Below are 16,728 nucleotides of genomic sequence, written 5' to 3' on the forward strand. Positions count from 1 at the left end.
ATCACCTCGCTGCAAAATATTAGAGAACAACCGGCAGATGGTTGCGGTGTTCAGCGGGAAAGTCCATAAGCAGTAGCGGTAAGCAATCCACAGTGTCTATTCCAGGTTACGTCATGACGATGAAACAATTGAAAATCGAGCTGAGGGTTAGGTTATGCGAAAAGAGAATTATTCAGAAGATTTTGGATCTTTCGAACACGATTGGGATTTTGATTTTGATTTTGACTTCAAATTCGGAGTTGTTGAATATTGCCTGATGGCACTTTATGCAATTTTTATCCTCCCTTTTGAACTCACCTGGACATTGGGTCTCAAACCTCTGTACAAATTTATAAAATATCACGCTCATAAGGAAACGAATGCCAAGGTTTCTATGATCAAAGAGTATCATCACGCAACGGGACCATGCTGCGCCTGGCCAAAAGCCACCCACTGATTGAAATATTTTTCTCTCCACACGGTACCGGAATAAATGTTCCGGTACCGTTCGATCTTGCTCTGAAATCCCTGTTAACCAGTTCCCGTCCTCAAACTAACTGGCATGTATGGCTCCTGAAAACATACAATTTCAGTAATATTCCTGTAGTACTTTCCTTGTCTGCACCTTCTTTTTTATTTAATGTATCCGTGCCGGTTTGGCATGAACAATTATTGGCTGCGGCTAATAGGTGCAGGTGGTGTCCATGAACTATCATAAAGCCTATACGGTGTTGTCCGGAGTGGGTAAAGTTGAGGAGATTACTATACGGTGAAAAAGGCGCTTGTTGAACTGAACCTGGCTGTAATCCTTTTCGGCCTTTCAGGTCTCTTCGGAAAGCTCATCTCTGCAAATCCGGTGGTTATCGTTTTCGGTCGGACGATTTTTGCAGCAATTACCATCTTCCTGGGGCTCTGGGTTTTAAAAATCGGAATAGCTGCATCCACAAGGCGGGCTCTGCTTCTGATGATGTTATCAGGCGGTGTTCTGATGGTACATTGGGTCGTGTTTTTTTATTCGATACAGATATCAACCGTGGCGGTAGGGTTGATCGGTTTTTCGACCTTCCCTGTCTTTGTGACTTTTCTTGAACCCTTACTCTGCAAACAGAAGTTTCGAAACATTGATATCGCCAGCGGTCTTCTGGTTACCCTGGGCCTGTTGTTTGTTGCGCCTGGCATGGACCTTTCGGATTCAAATACCATCGGTTTGTTATGGGCAATTGTATCCGGAGGACTGTACGCTGTTTTGGCATTACTGAACAGGCGGCTTGTGGCAGGTGATTCATTTATGGTAGTGGCATTTTACCAGCATTCAGCTGCTGCGCTTTGCCTGCTACCGTTCGTCTTTATCCAGGAGCCTCTTCCCGATACCTCGACACTTTTGCTGTTGTTTGTCCTTGGTGTTTTGTGCACAGCCTTACCCCAGACTTTTTTTATTAAGTCACTTACTGCGCTCAAGGCTCAATTGGCGAGCATTATTGCCAGTCTGGAACCCGTATATGGTATCATCTTTGCTGCCCTGCTGCTTGGAGAAGTTCCTGAGGTTCGGACGGTGGCTGGTGCGACTATAGTCTTTGGAGCGGTTGTCCTTGCTATGAGGGCGCACTCAAAGGTTGAGAGCGACTCTTCGACAACTGAGGACGCTGGATCTTAGCCCTATTGTTGAACGCTGTGTGTTAGGTTGCAGTCCCGAAATATTTTACTCCTGACGTGGGTTGCTGAAAAGTAATGACTCAATTTTGGCTATGAGGAGGGTGATGGCGACGGCGTTCCTGCCGCTACTTGGGATAATTATGTCTGCATAGCGCTTACTGGTTTCAACAAACAGGTCGTGCATCGGTTTAACGGTGTTGAGATACTGGTTGACGACGGAATCACGGGTGCGACCTCGTTCAATGATATCCCTCTCCATTCTGCGGATAAAGCGGAGGTCAGAGTCGGTGTCGACATAAATTTTCAAGTCCATCAAGTCTCTTAATTCCTTGTCCCGCAATATCAGGATGCCATCGACGATGATAATTTTCTGCGGTTTAACGAGACGTGTTTCATTTTTACGCAGATGTTCGCTGAAGTTGTACTGAGGGGCAGTGACAGGTCGTCCGGCCACAGTCTCCTTCAAATGCTCAATGAGCAGTGTCGTTTCGAGGGCGTCAGGATGGTCGTAATTAAGATCGGCTCGTTCTTCGAATGAGAGGTGTGGATTATCTTTGTAATACCAGTCATGTTGGAAAATAACAGTATCATTTTCGCTGACATTTTCCAGGATCTTGTCAATTACTGTGGTCTTTCCTGAACCAGATCCTCCTGCAATTCCAATAACATAAGGTCGTGATGAGGGCATTTCTTTCTTTGTTGGGGTTTAAAGGACCACATAGCCCTGAAGAGAGGAAGTGAGTCTTCTCTGCAGTTGTATCGGAAATAGCTGGGGCTGGCAAGTTTCTTTTATAAACCTGCTTGTATAATGATACCATATTGATGCTATAATCAGACTTGATCCGCTTTCTGGATTTTCCACCCGTTTACAACTTCATCTTACAGCGAACAGTCACCATTCAGGAGGTGAGTATGAACTGGTTACGATTTCTACTCTTATTATTTTTGATCTGTTTTCTTGCAACCTCGATCCAGGCAGGACAGAAACCGCCGAAACTCGTTCTGCAGATATCTGTCGATGCCCTCCGGGGCGATCTTATCGACAGGTTCGATGCAGTTTTAGGGGATGGCGGCTTTCGTTATCTTAAAAATCAGGGCATTTACTATGACAATGCTCATTACCTCCATGCCAATACAGAGACTATTGTCGGGCATGTATCTCTGGCAACAGGTACGGTACCGGCTGTTCATGGTATGGTCGGAAATGTCTGGTATGATCGTCAACTTAACCGGCTGGTATATAATATTGAAGATGAAAGGTACCGTTTGTTGACGGCAGGTGCAGATGTAGATGGCAATGCGGAGATTGACCCTACCCAGAAAGCCGCGAAGGTGGAGGGGCGTTCACCGGATAATATTCTGAGCTCTACGCTCAGTGATGAGATGGCGGTTCATTACGCGGGGAAATCGAAAATATTCTCTGTCTCAGTAAAAGACAGGGGAGCTGTGTCACTGGCCGGCCATGCTGGCAAGGCTTTCTGGTTTTCAAAGGCAGGGGGTGGCTTTGTAACAAGCAATTACTATTACGACACTTATCCTGACTGGGTTAATAGCTGGAATGAAAAAAAGCCGGCCTTGGCATATGCCGGAAAATCCTGGGAACTACTCCGTGACCAATCGAATTATTTATTCGGTGATAGTGATGATAAGGATTATGAGACCGATTTTCCGGGATTTGGCAGAACGTTTCCACACCCTTATGGGAGCAGTGATGATAAATATTTTACGACCCGACTCACCTTAAGTCCTGCTGGTGATGAATTGACTCTCGATTTTACCAAGACACTGCTGGTCAACGAGCAACTCGGTAAAGATGAAATCCCGGATTTCCTGGCTGTAAGTTTTTCCTCCACCGACTATGTGGGCCACATTTTTGGACCATCAAGTTTAGAAAGTGAAGATAATCTGGCGCATCTGGATCGTACCCTGGCAGATTTGTTTCGTTTTATTGATACCGAGGTAGGTCTTGAAGAGACCCTGATTGTGCTCTCAGCCGATCATGGTCAACCAGAGGTGCCGGGTTTCCTGCATGAATTAAGTATTAACAAGGCTCACTATTTTGATACCGAAAAACTCGATAAACAGCCTGCAATACAAAATTTGAAGGAAAAGTTCGGGATAGCCGGGGAGTTGATAAAATCCTTTTTTCAGCCGTATCTTTATCTCGATAATGAATTGATAAAGGAAAAAGGACTGGATCAGGCTGTTGTTGAGCAGGCCATAGTAGAGGAACTTATGAAGTTTGAAGGGGTGGCCATGGCCGTTTCGAGCAGTGCACTTCGATCAGCAGATTTGCCGGATACAAACCTCATCCAGGCTATTCTTCATAACTTCCATCCTAAACGATCAGGTGATGTTTACCTGGTGTTTGAGCCCAATGTTTTTATCAACGACTTTGACGGATTAATTGTTGCCGGCACCCATGGTTCGCCATGGTCGTACGATACATTTGTGCCGGTAATGTTTGGTGGTAACAGGCTATCTGCGGCTCATGTTTCACGGGCTGTGACACCCTATGATATTGCCCCGACAATTTCGGCCTATCTCGGTATCAAGAAACCCTCTGGAGCGATTGGCGAGCCGCTTGAAGAGGTTTTACAGGGGAAGCAATAGAAGAGTGAGGAGCACCGTGAGTGTAACGGTGTCAGGCGCGATAAGATATTCGAATATGAAAAGGTGTTGGCACTGACTCTTCCGGAGGATTGAACGATCACTCTGCTACTGTTGTTTTTGCTCTTGCCTGTGTTCAATAAACGAGTACGCTTCCCGGTTCTCTGTATCTTGAGTCTGAACGGAGAGCTTGAGTGAACCGTCCTCCTGGAATTCGTATTTGTGGGCTATTACCTGATGGTTCAGGGTGGGAAGTTTTTCAAAATAATGATTATCCTGAACCCACCAGAAACCGGAGAGGAGCTCACGGCCTATATATGTGTCATCGATGGAATACAGGCCTATATTAATTGTTAATACACCGTCCGGTCGTCTTTTTTTCTTCCAGCGACGTTTTACTTTTGAGTTTTCCAGGGAGAGCTCACCTCGCCAGATCCCTACAAAAGTATCGTCAAATTGAGCATTTTTAGGGAGATAACTTTGCGACGCGCAGCCATAGAAGAAGAGTATGACTATTGCGAAGAAGAGAGCTGGTAGAAATCGTAATCTATGTATCATGATGGCTGGACCTCTCAACGGAATCTATTCAGGCTTCAGCTGATAGAGAAGATTTTGTGTGCGTTTTGTTCTGCACCACCTTGCCAAGTGCCTTCAACAGGGGACAGTCGGTATCAGGAGGGTTGGGCGTACGGTAAGAGTCTAGCAATTCTTTTGAGCGTTGGGCAAGTGTTCTTCGGACCTCACGCCGCTTTCCCTTAATTCGTGCTATATGCATTGTGTCATAGGCTGTTGTCTGGTGGCGCATCCAGGCGATAACGGCGGCTTCAACACGTTCCTGGATAGAGATACGCTGAGTACGGGCGACAGTGCCTGACCCAACCGGCGTTGCGTGTTCGGTCACGGCTTGTGCCAGTTTGCCTGCCATAACCTGGTGATTGGCGTGGAAATGAAGGTACTTCAGGGTTTCCTGGTAAAACTCGTCAACATACTGCAGGTGTTTTTTCTCCCTTCTTTTTTGATCGGAGATTTGGCGACGGGCATATTCAGGTGTCGAACGTTTGGACTCTACTTCTTTTTTGGCGGCAAGTATGTATTCTTCTTTTGTCCAGATTCCTTTTGAGATAGTCCGCCTGCCTTTTTGGACCTGTACCTGCCAACAGGGGCCTCGTTTTTTTACATTTCTGGTAAGCGGACCGTCACCGGCTGGCAGAAAGGCCCAGTCTGCAGGTGGTGTGAGGACACTTCTGTCCTCAGTTAGTACGGTTCCAATTTTATAGCCGGGTTGGACAATGCGATCTTTAAGGGGCATAAAGAGTGTCTGTTTAAGGAAATAGAAAGTTTCAGTTCCTGCCGGATTTATTCATAATGGCAGCAGGCCGTAAAATGTTCCTGAAGGTACTCTTTTAGAACAGGATATTCAATCGTACTTTGATCTGTTACCTGAGAATGTTGGTGAAGACTGGTTGACGCGGGTTACATTCGTGAATGTGGTGCGGGACAAAATCCGCCCTGTACATTTTTGCTTCCCTGTGTTGGCGGCCAGGCCTGTTTGCCTTCAACGAATAGGTGATGAATCCCCACAGGGGGCTGGCATGGGGTGTCGTACGTTGCGGTATCGCCAAACGTCTCGGGGTTGAAAAGTACAAGATCAGCTCGAAGTCCCATGGAAAGTCTGCCGCAATCATCAAGCCCAAGTCGCTGAGCAGTTTTACCTGTCATTTTGGCGATAGCTTCTTCCAGCCGGAGTACTTTCAGCTCGCGTACAAAGCGGCGAATGACCCGTGGGAATGCCCCAAAAGCTCGTGGGTGTGGTTTTCCCTGGCTGAGAGCACCGTCAGAGCCAATGACCGCAAATGGCAGACGAATAAATTCCGCCACAACCTCCTCATCCATTGACGCACAGATTATAGAGACAGCTCCAGACTCTTTCTCAATAAGGTCAATGACATAATCCTCAGGGGCCATTGCTGCCTTGTCCGCAGATTCGGCCAGGGAGAAACCGACGAGATTCTGCCGTTTACCGGAATGGACACTGGAAATTGTTATGCCCTCAAAACCGGAATTTTGAACACCACTCTCCCAGCCAGGATAACCATTTCTGACCTGGTGCCGTATTTGCTCTTTTAGTTCAATATCGTTGAGGCGTTCACAGAACCGATCAATACCTCCCTCAAGCGCCCATGGTGGAATAAGTGAGAGCAGGGAGGTGCAGGAGTGGTGGTATGGATAGACATCGCAAGTGAGGTCGAGGCCTCGGTTTCTCGCTGTTTCGAATGTTTCGATCACCTTGTCGATTTTGTCCCAATTGTTACGTCCGGCAAGTTTCAAGTGCGATATGTGTGTCGCAACTCCAGTCTTGAGCCCGACTGTGATAACCTCTTTAAGAGCTTCGAGGATACCACTAGCTTCATTACGTATATGGCTTGCATGAAACCCTTCCTTAAGGACAACAACTTCCATTAGTGCCTGAAGTTCGTTGCTGTCTGCAAAACCGGAAGGGGTATAATAGAGGCCGGTGGAGAGACCCGCAGCACCCTGATCAAGGGCGAGACGAAGCTCCTCCTTCATTCTGGTTAACTGCTTATGATCAGGAGGCTCTGCACTATAGCCCATGGCGAGAAGGCGAAGGGTTCCGTGACCTATATGGGACATTACCCTCAAGCCTGGTTGGGCAGCATCTAATTCCGTACAATACTGGCTGAAGGACCTGGGAATAATACGGTTATCAGGTCCCGGGAAAAACTGTTCGATATCTCCGCAGTTATCGATAGTGCATGGGGTGAGGGACTCGCCACAGTTACCGACGACATCGAGGCAGACTCCCTGGCGGAGTTTGATTTCTCCATGTTTACCATGTAAATGCGTCGCATCCCAGTGTGAGTGTGGGTCCAGGAAACCGGGACAAAGGGTGAGCCCTTTACCGTTTATATATCGTGCAGCCTCTGCATTAATGGATGGTTCGAGGCCTGCAATTTTGCCGTTTGTGATAGCCAGGTCACCAGTCCAACCGGGCTTGCCTGTACCATCAATGAGAAATGCCTGTTGAATGATCAGGTCAAACATCTCTTTGTGTGGTGGTTTTTCTTAATAAATGAAGGGCAGCACCACTCATGGTTGTCACCCCGGTGGCAAGACTTGGGTGCAGATCGGGATAGAAACGGGGATCATGAACAGGGGCGATCTTCCCCCCTCCATCCACTGCTTTTTCAAGGCGATCAGGAGCAGTAACACCGAGGTGGTACATCAAGAGGGGCACCGGAGGGTCATATTCACCGAAAAAGCTGAAATCTTCTGAGCCGTTGCTTGGTGTATCCAGATCCACCTTATCGGGGCCCAGAAGATCGCAGAATACACTCTTTATTGTTTCTGTTAAACAGGGGTCGTTTATGACAGGTGGGAAGGATGTTTCAGGCAGTTCGACAACCGGCCACAATTCCTCAGGCAGGCCATGGGCCTGGGCAATACCGCATGCCGTGCGTTTGACTGCCTCCAGCAGCTTGTCGGCCAGGTTTCTGTCAAATGCTCGGATAGTAAGGTTCATCACCACTTCTTCAGGAATAATATTCCGTTTGGTACCTCCATGAATTGCACCGACGGTTATAAGCCCCATTTCACTGGGATTAACTTCCCTGCTTATGATTGATTGTAACGCGGTAATAATATGTGCGGCCAGCAAGATAGGGTCTTTAGTTTGGTGTGGGGAGGCCCCATGGCCGCCAATGCCTTTTACAATGAGGTCAACAGCGTGATTGCAGCTTGACTGCACACCCGGAGCAAGTGTAACGCTGCCGGCGGCGACAAATGGATCGACATGAAGGGCCAGAGCAAAGTCGGGACGACCGAACTTGTCATAGATCCCGGCCTTCATCATGAGGTCGGCTCCCCCTATGGTTTCTTCAGCAGGTTGACCGATAAAAAGAACTTTGCCCTGCCACTTTGCTTTGAGAGCTGTAAGAACTGAAGCGACCCCGATAAGGCAGGTGGTATGTAAGTCGTGGCCGCATGCATGCATGACAGGTATCTGGTTGCCGTTTACATCGATTGAAACCACTTGGGAATTATAGGGAAGCCCGGTCAATTCCCTGAGTGGAAGGGCATCCATATCCGCCCGAATCAGCAGGCAGGGCCCTGAGCCATTTTCAAGAACACCTACCAGTCCATGTCCACCGATTCCAGTATGGACATTGAGCCCGAGCTTGTTGAGTTCAGCGCCAACTGTGGCGGCTGTTTGTTCTTCCTGGCAGGAAAGTTCCGGGTTGCTGTGGATCTGTTTGTAGATCGTTTCTAGTCTGTTGAGATTCTTTGTTACCTCAACATCGAGTTGTTTTTTCAGTTCCTGGCTAAGCATGATGAGTCTCGTTGGTATAGTACCGTTCTTAAATTGTTTCTTCAGGTAAAGTGATACTGCAGTGACTTAAAAGCAAAAAGACAGGAGTGTCAAGTATCCTTGATTACCTCTGTTACTATATAATACCAGGCGATCAGAGATATAATGACAAAATGGGTGCAGTGCGGGCTCGATTCAGACCAAGACCGCACTGTTTGGAAATGATTAGCCTCCGAGATAGGCTTTTTTGACCTCAGGATTGCCAAGAAGTTCAGCTGATGTCCCTTCGGCAACTATTTTACCGGTATCAAGAACATAACCTCGTGAAGCCAAGTGGAGGGCGAGGTTGGCGTTCTGTTCGATAAGCAGGATAGTCATGCCTTCTTCGTTAAGTTGTTTCAAGGTTCGAAAAAGTTCATATTTCAGCACGGGGGCGAGACCCATAGAGGGCTCGTCAAGAAGCAGAAAATCGCATCCTGTCATCAGGGCCCTGCCGACAGCAAGCATTTGCTGTTCTCCACCAGAAAGGGACTCGCTACGCTGTTCACGTCGTTCCTTAAGGCGGGGAAAAAGGGAGAATATACGCTCGTATTCCGGTTCAAAATCTGTATTCTTGTCACGGGAATAGGTCGCTAAAACCAGGTTTTCCATAACGGTCAGATTGCCGAAAATATGACGGCCCTCCGGAACAAGCGCACATTTGAGATCCTTGACGACTGAATCTGGGGCGGTTGTAAGTATTGATTCTCCTTTATACTTGATTTCTCCGGAGATTACTTTTGGGGCCTCAGGAGGGGGCAGGCGGGTGATGGAATAGAGGCTGGTAGTCTTCCCAGCGCCGTTAGCCCCGATCAAGGTGACAATCTCACCTTGGTCCACATTAAAGCTTATCCCGTGTAAGGCCTGAATATTTCCATATTTGACTATGAGATTTTCAACAGAAAGCAACATTATATATTATCGTCTCCGAGATATGCGGTCATTACCGCGGGATGATTTCGTACATGTTCTGCTGTGCCTTCAGCGATGGTCTCACCGAAGTCTATGACCTTGATGTCGTTGCAGAGTTCCATCATGACGTCCATATGATGCTCAATCATCCAGATGGTAACATCAAATGTTTCATGAATCCACCGGACCAGACGGATAAGCTCCTGAATATCAACCGAGTTAAGACCGGCTGCAGGTTCATCAAGCAGAAGCAGTTTTGGTTTTTCAGAGAGGGCACGCACAATCTCAAGTTTACGCTGGAGCCCATAAGCGAGGTTGGTTGGATATTCGTCAGCATAGCGGTCGAGGTCAAAAAACTTCAATAGTTCTCTGGCTTCTTTTTCTATCTGCTGTTCACATTCGGTGTATTTTTTTGTTCGCATGATTGCATGGAAAAAGCCGTATCCAAGACTTCCATGCTGGGCAACCCGAATGTTATCCAGTACCGTCATCTGATTCCATAATCTGATGTTCTGAAAGGTCCTGGCAACGCCTAGTGAAGTAACTTTGTGTGGTTTAAGCCCGGCAGTGGGATGGCCGTTGATAAAAATCTGCCCTTCAGTAGGCTGGTAAAAGCCACTGACCAGGTTGAAAACGGTTGTTTTGCCAGCACCGTTGGGTCCTATGAGCCCGGCCATTTTATTCTGACCCAGGCCGATATTGAAATCTGAGACTGCTGTCAGGCCACCGAAGCGCTGGGTAAGGCCGCGTATTTCGAGGACCGGATTATCAGTCGATGTTTGAGTATCTTTCGTCATAATCATTTAAACCGGTAAAAGCGTTTCAGCCTGGGGAACATATCGGAAAGTTCACGGTTGCCCATGATGCCTTCCGGCCTGAACTGCATGAGGACAATGAGCACCAGCGGGATAACAACCCATTTGATGATCTGCAGAGGGCGAAGGAGTTCCAGCAGGATTGTAAATAAAATTGCAGACATTACGGCGCCTGAAAGGGAGGCCATGCCGCCAAGGTAGACCATGACGAGGACTTCAGTGGATTTCAGGATATTGAAACTTCCAGGATTGACATAACCAATAATATAGGCAAACAGACCACCTGCTACTCCGGCAAGACCGGAAGAGAGCATAAAGGTGATCGTTTTCATTTTGTTGGTGTTGACACTCATGATTTCCGCTGCGACTTCGTCTTGGCAAATTGCGGCGACGCCCTTACCGAAGGTGGAAGAGTTGTAACGGCGCAATATCCACACTGTGAAAATGGTGAAGATGAAGACCCAGATAACCATCCAGGGGAGGTCAATAGTGTCGCCCATGGCGTTTACGACTTTCTTCATCCCCATGAATCCACGGGAACCACCAATGACTCCCAGGTTCTCAATAAGACTGATGATAATGTAGTTGGCGGCTATAGTAATAATAGCAAGATAATCGCCACGGGTTTTGTAGGAAGGTAAGGCGACTAAAAGTCCTGCAAAAGCTGCGGCAACCCCGCCGGCCAGAATGATAAATGGAAAACAATAAAGGGCCAGGCCAGGGTCGAGAAGTGGGGCTCCAAAAACTTTATCTTTTGAAAACAACAACACTCCGAGTATGGATGAGACATACGCGCCGACACACATGAACCCTGCATGGCCACATGAAAACTCCCCCATATTGCCATTCACCAGGTTCAGGCTGGTGGAGAGGATAATATTGACTCCCATGAACATCATTACAGAGAGGATGTATAGGCTCACTGCTTCTTCATAGGCCAGCCAGGTAATGACACCGCCGATAGTGACCAGGAGCAGGTGAACTGAATACCGTTGGAAAAAAGCTCTTTTCAGCATCTGTTCCCCCTTTATATCTTGGTGGTCTTGGCGACGCCGAAGAGACCTGTCGGTTTAAACGAGAGTATGACAAGGAGCACCGTAAAGGCGATCAGGTCGCGATAGGTTGACGGAAAGACCGCCACCACTAGAATCTCAACTGCTCCGAGAAGAAAACCGCCCAGGAAGGCGCCACGGATATCGCCGATACCGCCTACAACGGCAGCGATAAAGGCCTTCCAGCCGATAAGTGCACCCATGTAAGGTTCAAGAATGGGATAGCTCATCGCAAACAGCACACCTGCAAGGCCGGCAAAACCGGAGCCAAGTATAAAGGTTATGACAATAATCGAGTCTATGGGTATTCCCATCAAAGGCACCGCAAATTTGTCATAGGATATGGCTCTCATGGCCATCCCTACCTTGGTGCGGGAAACGATCCACTGAAGAATGAAAAAAGAAAGAATTGCGGTAATAATTACGGCAATTTTCAGGTTGGTGAAAGTTACTCCGCCAATCGTGTAGACGTGTTCTGTGATAAGTGAGGGAAAAGCCTTTCTGCTGGCACCGAGAACGGCGAGGTTCGCATGTTCCAGAATCAGACCACACATGAGTGCGGTGATAACCACATACAGTCTGTGTGCACCTTTCCTTCGCAATGGCCTGTAGGCGACTCGCTCAAGACTGACACCTACCATGGAGGTCAGTATCATGGTAAGCGGGATGGTGAGTGCCAGGGCTACCCATCCGGGCAACCCAAGAGATGTAAGTAGCATGGTCGCAACAAAAAATGCGATGTAGGCACCGACCATGAAGACGTCACCGTGGGCAAAGTTGATAAGTGTCAACACGCCATAAACCATCGTGTAACCGAGGGCGATGAGCGCGTAAAAGCTGCCCCACTGCAATGCATTTATTAAATTTTGAATAATACTTTCTACCATGTAACGCCTCTGGTACCTGCAACAGCCTTCGATGTGAAGGGCGAAACAGTTCTCAAATATGTTGGTAAAAAAGATCAGGTCGGCTTCATGCCGACCTGATCAATGAAATCAAAAAGCCGAAGATATGTAACCCAAATTTCTTATCAGTTCAGGCGGCGTCAGGTTCGGTGTTTTTGGCAGTGAACCATGGTGTGCTATGTTCATTGCTAAAATACTGAAGAAGACGATGCCGCATGGATTGGCCTTTGGTGAGCATTGCACAAATTCAGTCATATACGGATGTTGCGTTAACAAACTGCAAGATCTAATGAAATCTTGAAAGGACACAATGCTCATGAAAAATACTGGCTGACAGATTTACGGGCAGACAGATTCGGTGAACTCGAAGGTTCCGGTGTCGCTAATTTTAACAACAACCGCGCACTTAACAGGGTCGCCCTGTTCGTCAAATTTCATGGAGCCGGTAATTCCGTCAAATGAAGGGATGGCGGCCATTGCTTCACGAACAGCTTTACGGTCTTTTCTCAGTTTGCCTGTGAGTCCTCCGGTATCCTGAATTGCCTTCAGAACGATTCGGGTGGCATCCCAGGTAAGAGCTGCAACATCGTCAGGGGTTTCGCCATACTTCTCTGAATAACGGTCGATGAACTCCTTGGTCGCTCCTGTTGCACCCGCGGCTGCATAATGAGTGGAGAAGTAAAGACCTTTACAATCGTCGCCACAGAGTGTCATCAGTTCAGATGAACCCCATGCGTCTGAACCCATGAACTGGCCTTTATAGCCAAGTTGATGGGCCTGCCTGACGATGAGGGCAACCTGATTGTAGTTGTCCGGCAGGAAAATGAAATCAGGTTTTGCAGATATGATCTTCGTCAGCTGAGCAGAAAAATCCTGATCTTTTGTGCCATGACTTTCAAAGGCAACAACGCTTCCTGCGCCAATTTTTTCTTCAAAGATATCCTTGAAAATCTCAGCCAGGCCTTTGGAGTAATCATTTGATAAATCATAGAGTACTGCCGCTGTCTTAGCGTTAAAGGTTTTGACAGCAAAGTTTACGGCAACCGGACCCTGGAAGGGGTCAAGAAAGGCGGCCCGGAAAACCCAGGGGCGGTCCAGGGTGGTGTCGGGGTTCGTGGACCATGGGGTAACCATGACAGTTTGGTTGTCATCTGCAACCTGACCTGCTGGTACGGCCTGCTTACTGGAGTTCGGACCGATCATGGCCAGAATCTCATCTTTCTCGATGAGTTTGAGTGCTGTGGTAACGGCGGACTCTGCTTTTGCTTCATTGTCCTCGTATACAAATTCGAGCATATACTTTTTACCGCCAACCTCAAGGCCACCTGCGCCGTTGATATCAGCTTTTAACATTTCGGCGGACAATTTTGATGATTCACCAACTTTCGGGATATCGCCGGTCATTGGAATATTGTATCCGATCTTGATAGTGTCTGCGGCCATCGCGGAAGTGGCCAGCAAGGTCGAGCAAGTGAATAAGGCTGCTACAAGCTTCTTGGTCATGTGATTCTCTCCTCTTTTGTTAGTAATACTGCAGTAACGATCCTTTCTTTACAACTGCTACTACGTGGTTGTTGTGAACAGTTCCCGGTAAAAAATTACAAAAATGAATTAAAATCCAAACATAACGAATCACTATGTACAGTAATGTGACAAAGATTCAAGTAAAAAATTTAAGGGAAACTTGGTTTCCAAATCCTGGGTAGTCCGAGGTGTAATAATGGAGGGTACAAACATACATGTCCGCTTATGCTAGAAAATGATATGAAGAATCAGCTGTGCTTATAAATAACTGTTGTAATATAAGATAAAAAACCCCGTATTGCTAAGTATATATATGATAGTTTGAGGTGGTGGGTAAAAATTGTGAAAACCTCAAGAATGGAGTTAGAAAGTGTAGATCGTAATAGAAATGGTCAATTGTTTTGAGGATATCACTCCAGGAAAGGGATGGGCAAAAATGACAAGAGGGGATTGGGATAAAGAAATGTGGGTCTACTCATATCGACAACTGAACAGCTCAGGTGTGATGAAACGTTTCTATGCAACTTGAAGGGTGGCACTGTGACAAATAATCATGACCTTATTTTTCAAGGTATTTTCAAGAGGGCGTACTTACCAGTGGTTTGATAAACGACTGGAAGTTGTCATATACTGTCCGCAGTATTTATTCCAGCTCCCATCCTGAAACTACCATGCTTTCCAATCTCAGCGTTGCGACTCTCGCTTTTATTCGTAGGATATCAACTATATGCTTGCGATAAAAATGAGAGTCTCGCCTCGATTTTGAACAAAATGCGGAGTTTTTAGATGGAAGCTATTCTAGAGTTATCATTATTGCCAAAACATCATATGATAGGCATGCTCAGGAAAAATATTCGATTGTCGGACTTGAATTGTACATCCTAATAATATCGAAACGGTTATATTGATCGTCTTAATAGGTGAGTGTCTGTGCTGGGATGGCGGAACGTACCGGCAGTAAATGGTAATGAGGAGTAGAGAGAAGCAGGCGTTCACGGACTATACTATCAGCGACTCGTATCATAGTCGTTGGTTATTTTATTTTCGAACTGACTGGAATTTATGGATTCTTCACTTATCATTGTGCTCTCAATTTTGACCTGCGCGGGCGTATTGTTTGTAACTGGTTGGATTCGTAGTGATATCGTTGGGTTGCTCACCATGTCAATTCTCATGGTTTCCGGGATTTTGACAGTGAATGAATCTCTAGCCGGTTTTTCAGAGCCCGCAGTAATAATTATTGCCGGTATGTTCATCATCAGTGAAGCACTTGTCTGCACAGGTGCAGCACAGCGGCTTGCTGCAATAATATTGAGACTGGGCCGTTCGAAAGAAAAGAAAATCATTCCTCTTATGATGTGTGCGATTGGAGGAATCGGTGCATTTATGAGTTCAACAGCTGTGATGGCAATTTTCCTGCCTATCGGACTGAGTATTGCGCGCAAGACAAATTTAAATAAGAGAAGGTTGTTGATGCCTCTCTCAGTTGCAGCACTCATCAGCGGTATGATGACACTCGTGGCAACAGCTCCCAATCTCATTGTCAGCCAGGCATTGAAAGAGCGTCAGTTGGCGCCGTTTAACTTTTTCAGCTTTACCCCATTTGGTTGCCTGACGTTAGCCGTAGTAACCATATTTATGCTTGCAGTAGGGAGAGGGTTGTTGTCAAGCAACAGGGGCGGGTCGACAGAACATCAGTCGCTGACTATCCGTGATCTTCTTGATAAATACAATTTGCTGCAGCGGTTTTCTCGATTGCGGGTGTTGCCTGCCTCGCCATTAATTGATCGTGCTGTGGCTAGAATGGGAGTTCGTGATACCTACGGAATAGAGCTCATAGGTTTTGAGAAACATGATCAGGGGCGCATACGATTCGAGAATGCCACCGCGAAATCAGTTTTCCACAATGGGGATGCTCTGTATGTTTCAGGAAAGGAAGAGAATATTTTAAGACTGAGAGAGGATATGTGTCTCAGTCCTTTACCTCTTCCACGGGTCGAAGATTTTACAATTCTGAGCGGAAAAATTGGACTTGCAGAGGTTATGGCAGTTCCAGATTCCACACTTGTCGGGAAGACCCTTAGGCAGAGTCAGATTTTTACAAGACATAAGGTGACGGTTATAGCGATTAGGAGGCGCGGTCAGGCAATTGATCTTGATTATGGAGACGTGGTTATCGAGTCTGGTGATGTACTGTTGATTAACGGTGCGTGGAAAGATATCCTGAAGCTACGTAACCAGATTAAAGAGTTTGTATTACTGACACTGCCTGAAGAGTATAAGGATGTGGCTAAGGTTGAAGGAAAGATCCGCTATGTCATTCCAATAATGGCTATGATGGTGGGAGCTATGGCGCTTACGGGTTTGCACGTTGCCACCGTCGTCGTGTTGACTGTACTGGCCCTGATATTTACCCGTTGTGTTGAACTCAAGACACTTTATAATACTATTGAATGGCCGACAGTAGTGCTCGTGGCCTCTATCCTGCCTCTTGCAACGGCACTTGACAAAACTGGGGGAACAGCACTCATTTCAGAAAAGCTGATGTCTGTTTTGAGTGGCCAGTCTGAAGTAGTCATGGTCTTGATTGTGTTTGGTATTACCGTTACACTTGGCTACTTTATATCCAATACTGCAACGGCCATAATCCTGGCTCCTATAGTGATCGATGCTGCTCTTAATCTAGGTGTTTCACCACATGCCCTCGCCATGACAGTGGCTATCGCCTGTTCTGCAGCATATGCCATGCCGGTATCATCACCAGTGAATATGCTGGTTCTGGAACCTGGAAGGTACACGCCTTTGGATTTCCTGAAAATTGGGGTTCCACTTCAGTTACTCACCATGTTTACTACCCTGTTATTGGTGTGGGTCCTTTTTCTATAACCAGATTTTCTGCATAAGAGTGCAAG

General features: G+C 46.8%; 14 protein-coding genes. 4 read left to right on the top strand and 10 right to left on the bottom strand.

What is annotated here, in order from left to right; genetic code table 11:
• Positions 1-154 precede the first annotated feature (154 nt).
• Together GA520_RS07625 and GA520_RS07630 are read left to right on the top strand one after the other, a co-directional pair.
• Positions 155-436, top strand: coding sequence for a hypothetical protein (locus tag GA520_RS07625; protein WP_163339538.1), 282 nt, complete (start codon positions 155-157; stop codon positions 434-436).
• Positions 437-748: 312 nt separating this feature from the next.
• A complete protein-coding gene (locus GA520_RS07630; RefSeq protein WP_163339539.1) occupies positions 749-1,633 on the top strand; it encodes a DMT family transporter in 885 nt (294 codons plus the stop codon).
• 45 nt (positions 1,634-1,678) lie between these two features.
• Here GA520_RS07630 and udk read toward each other — a convergent pair whose 3' ends face one another.
• Complete coding sequence (gene udk / locus GA520_RS07635) at positions 1,679-2,320, bottom strand: uridine kinase (RefSeq protein WP_163339540.1); 642 nt, start codon at positions 2,318-2,320, stop codon at positions 1,679-1,681.
• Between the two features lie 224 nt (positions 2,321-2,544).
• On the opposite strand from udk, the gene GA520_RS07640 reads away from it, so the two are divergent.
• Entirely contained in the window at positions 2,545-4,245 is a 1,701-nt protein-coding gene (locus GA520_RS07640; RefSeq protein WP_163339541.1) for an alkaline phosphatase family protein, read from the top strand.
• Positions 4,246-4,350: 105 nt separating this feature from the next.
• Here the strand turns inward: GA520_RS07640 and GA520_RS07645 are convergent, their stop codons facing one another.
• From GA520_RS07645 to GA520_RS07685, 9 genes are all read right to left on the bottom strand, one after another.
• Positions 4,351-4,800: a hypothetical protein gene (locus GA520_RS07645; RefSeq protein ID WP_163339542.1), complete on the bottom strand. Its 450-nt coding sequence runs from the start codon at positions 4,798-4,800 to the stop codon at positions 4,351-4,353.
• A 28-nt stretch (positions 4,801-4,828) separates the two neighbouring features.
• Complete coding sequence (locus GA520_RS07650) at positions 4,829-5,551, bottom strand: DUF2293 domain-containing protein (protein WP_163339543.1); 723 nt, start codon at positions 5,549-5,551, stop codon at positions 4,829-4,831.
• Between the two features lie 164 nt (positions 5,552-5,715).
• Positions 5,716-7,305: an amidohydrolase family protein gene (locus tag GA520_RS07655; RefSeq protein ID WP_163339544.1), complete on the bottom strand. Its 1,590-nt coding sequence runs from the start codon at positions 7,303-7,305 to the stop codon at positions 5,716-5,718.
• On the bottom strand, positions 7,298-8,590 hold the full coding sequence (locus GA520_RS07660) for an amidohydrolase (protein WP_163339545.1): 1,293 nt from the start codon (positions 8,588-8,590) through the stop codon (positions 7,298-7,300). The genes GA520_RS07655 and GA520_RS07660 overlap by 8 nt, the downstream gene beginning before the upstream one ends.
• A gap of 204 nt (positions 8,591-8,794) precedes the next feature.
• Positions 8,795-9,520 carry an ABC transporter ATP-binding protein gene (locus GA520_RS07665; protein ID WP_163339546.1) on the bottom strand — a complete coding sequence of 242 codons (726 nt, stop codon included), beginning with the start codon at positions 9,518-9,520 and terminating at the stop codon, positions 8,795-8,797.
• Positions 9,520-10,317 carry an ABC transporter ATP-binding protein gene (locus tag GA520_RS07670; protein ID WP_163339547.1) on the bottom strand — a complete coding sequence of 266 codons (798 nt, stop codon included), beginning with the start codon at positions 10,315-10,317 and terminating at the stop codon, positions 9,520-9,522. Before GA520_RS07670 ends, GA520_RS07665 begins: the two co-directional genes overlap by 1 nt.
• A 2-nt stretch (positions 10,318-10,319) precedes the next feature.
• Positions 10,320-11,351 (bottom strand): branched-chain amino acid ABC transporter permease, encoded by a 1,032-nt coding sequence (locus GA520_RS07675; RefSeq protein WP_163339548.1) that lies wholly within the window; start codon positions 11,349-11,351, stop codon positions 10,320-10,322.
• 11 nt (positions 11,352-11,362) lie between these two features.
• The gene (locus tag GA520_RS07680; RefSeq protein WP_163339549.1) at positions 11,363-12,274 is read right to left on the bottom strand and encodes a branched-chain amino acid ABC transporter permease; all 912 of its coding nucleotides are present in this window, start codon (positions 12,272-12,274) and stop codon (positions 11,363-11,365) included.
• 357 nt (positions 12,275-12,631) lie between these two features.
• A complete protein-coding gene (locus GA520_RS07685; RefSeq protein ID WP_163339550.1) occupies positions 12,632-13,795 on the bottom strand; it encodes an ABC transporter substrate-binding protein in 1,164 nt (387 codons plus the stop codon).
• Positions 13,796-14,878: 1,083 nt separating this feature from the next.
• Between GA520_RS07685 and GA520_RS07690 the strand changes: the two genes are divergently transcribed.
• Positions 14,879-16,702, top strand: coding sequence for an SLC13 family permease (locus tag GA520_RS07690; RefSeq protein WP_163339551.1), 1,824 nt, complete (start codon positions 14,879-14,881; stop codon positions 16,700-16,702).
• The last annotated feature ends 26 nt before the right edge of the window (positions 16,703-16,728 follow it).

Origin of the sequence: Desulfopila sp. IMCC35008 (assembly GCF_010646885.2) — a bacterium.
Classification (GTDB): Bacteria; Desulfobacterota; Desulfobulbia; order Desulfobulbales; family Desulfocapsaceae; genus Desulfopila.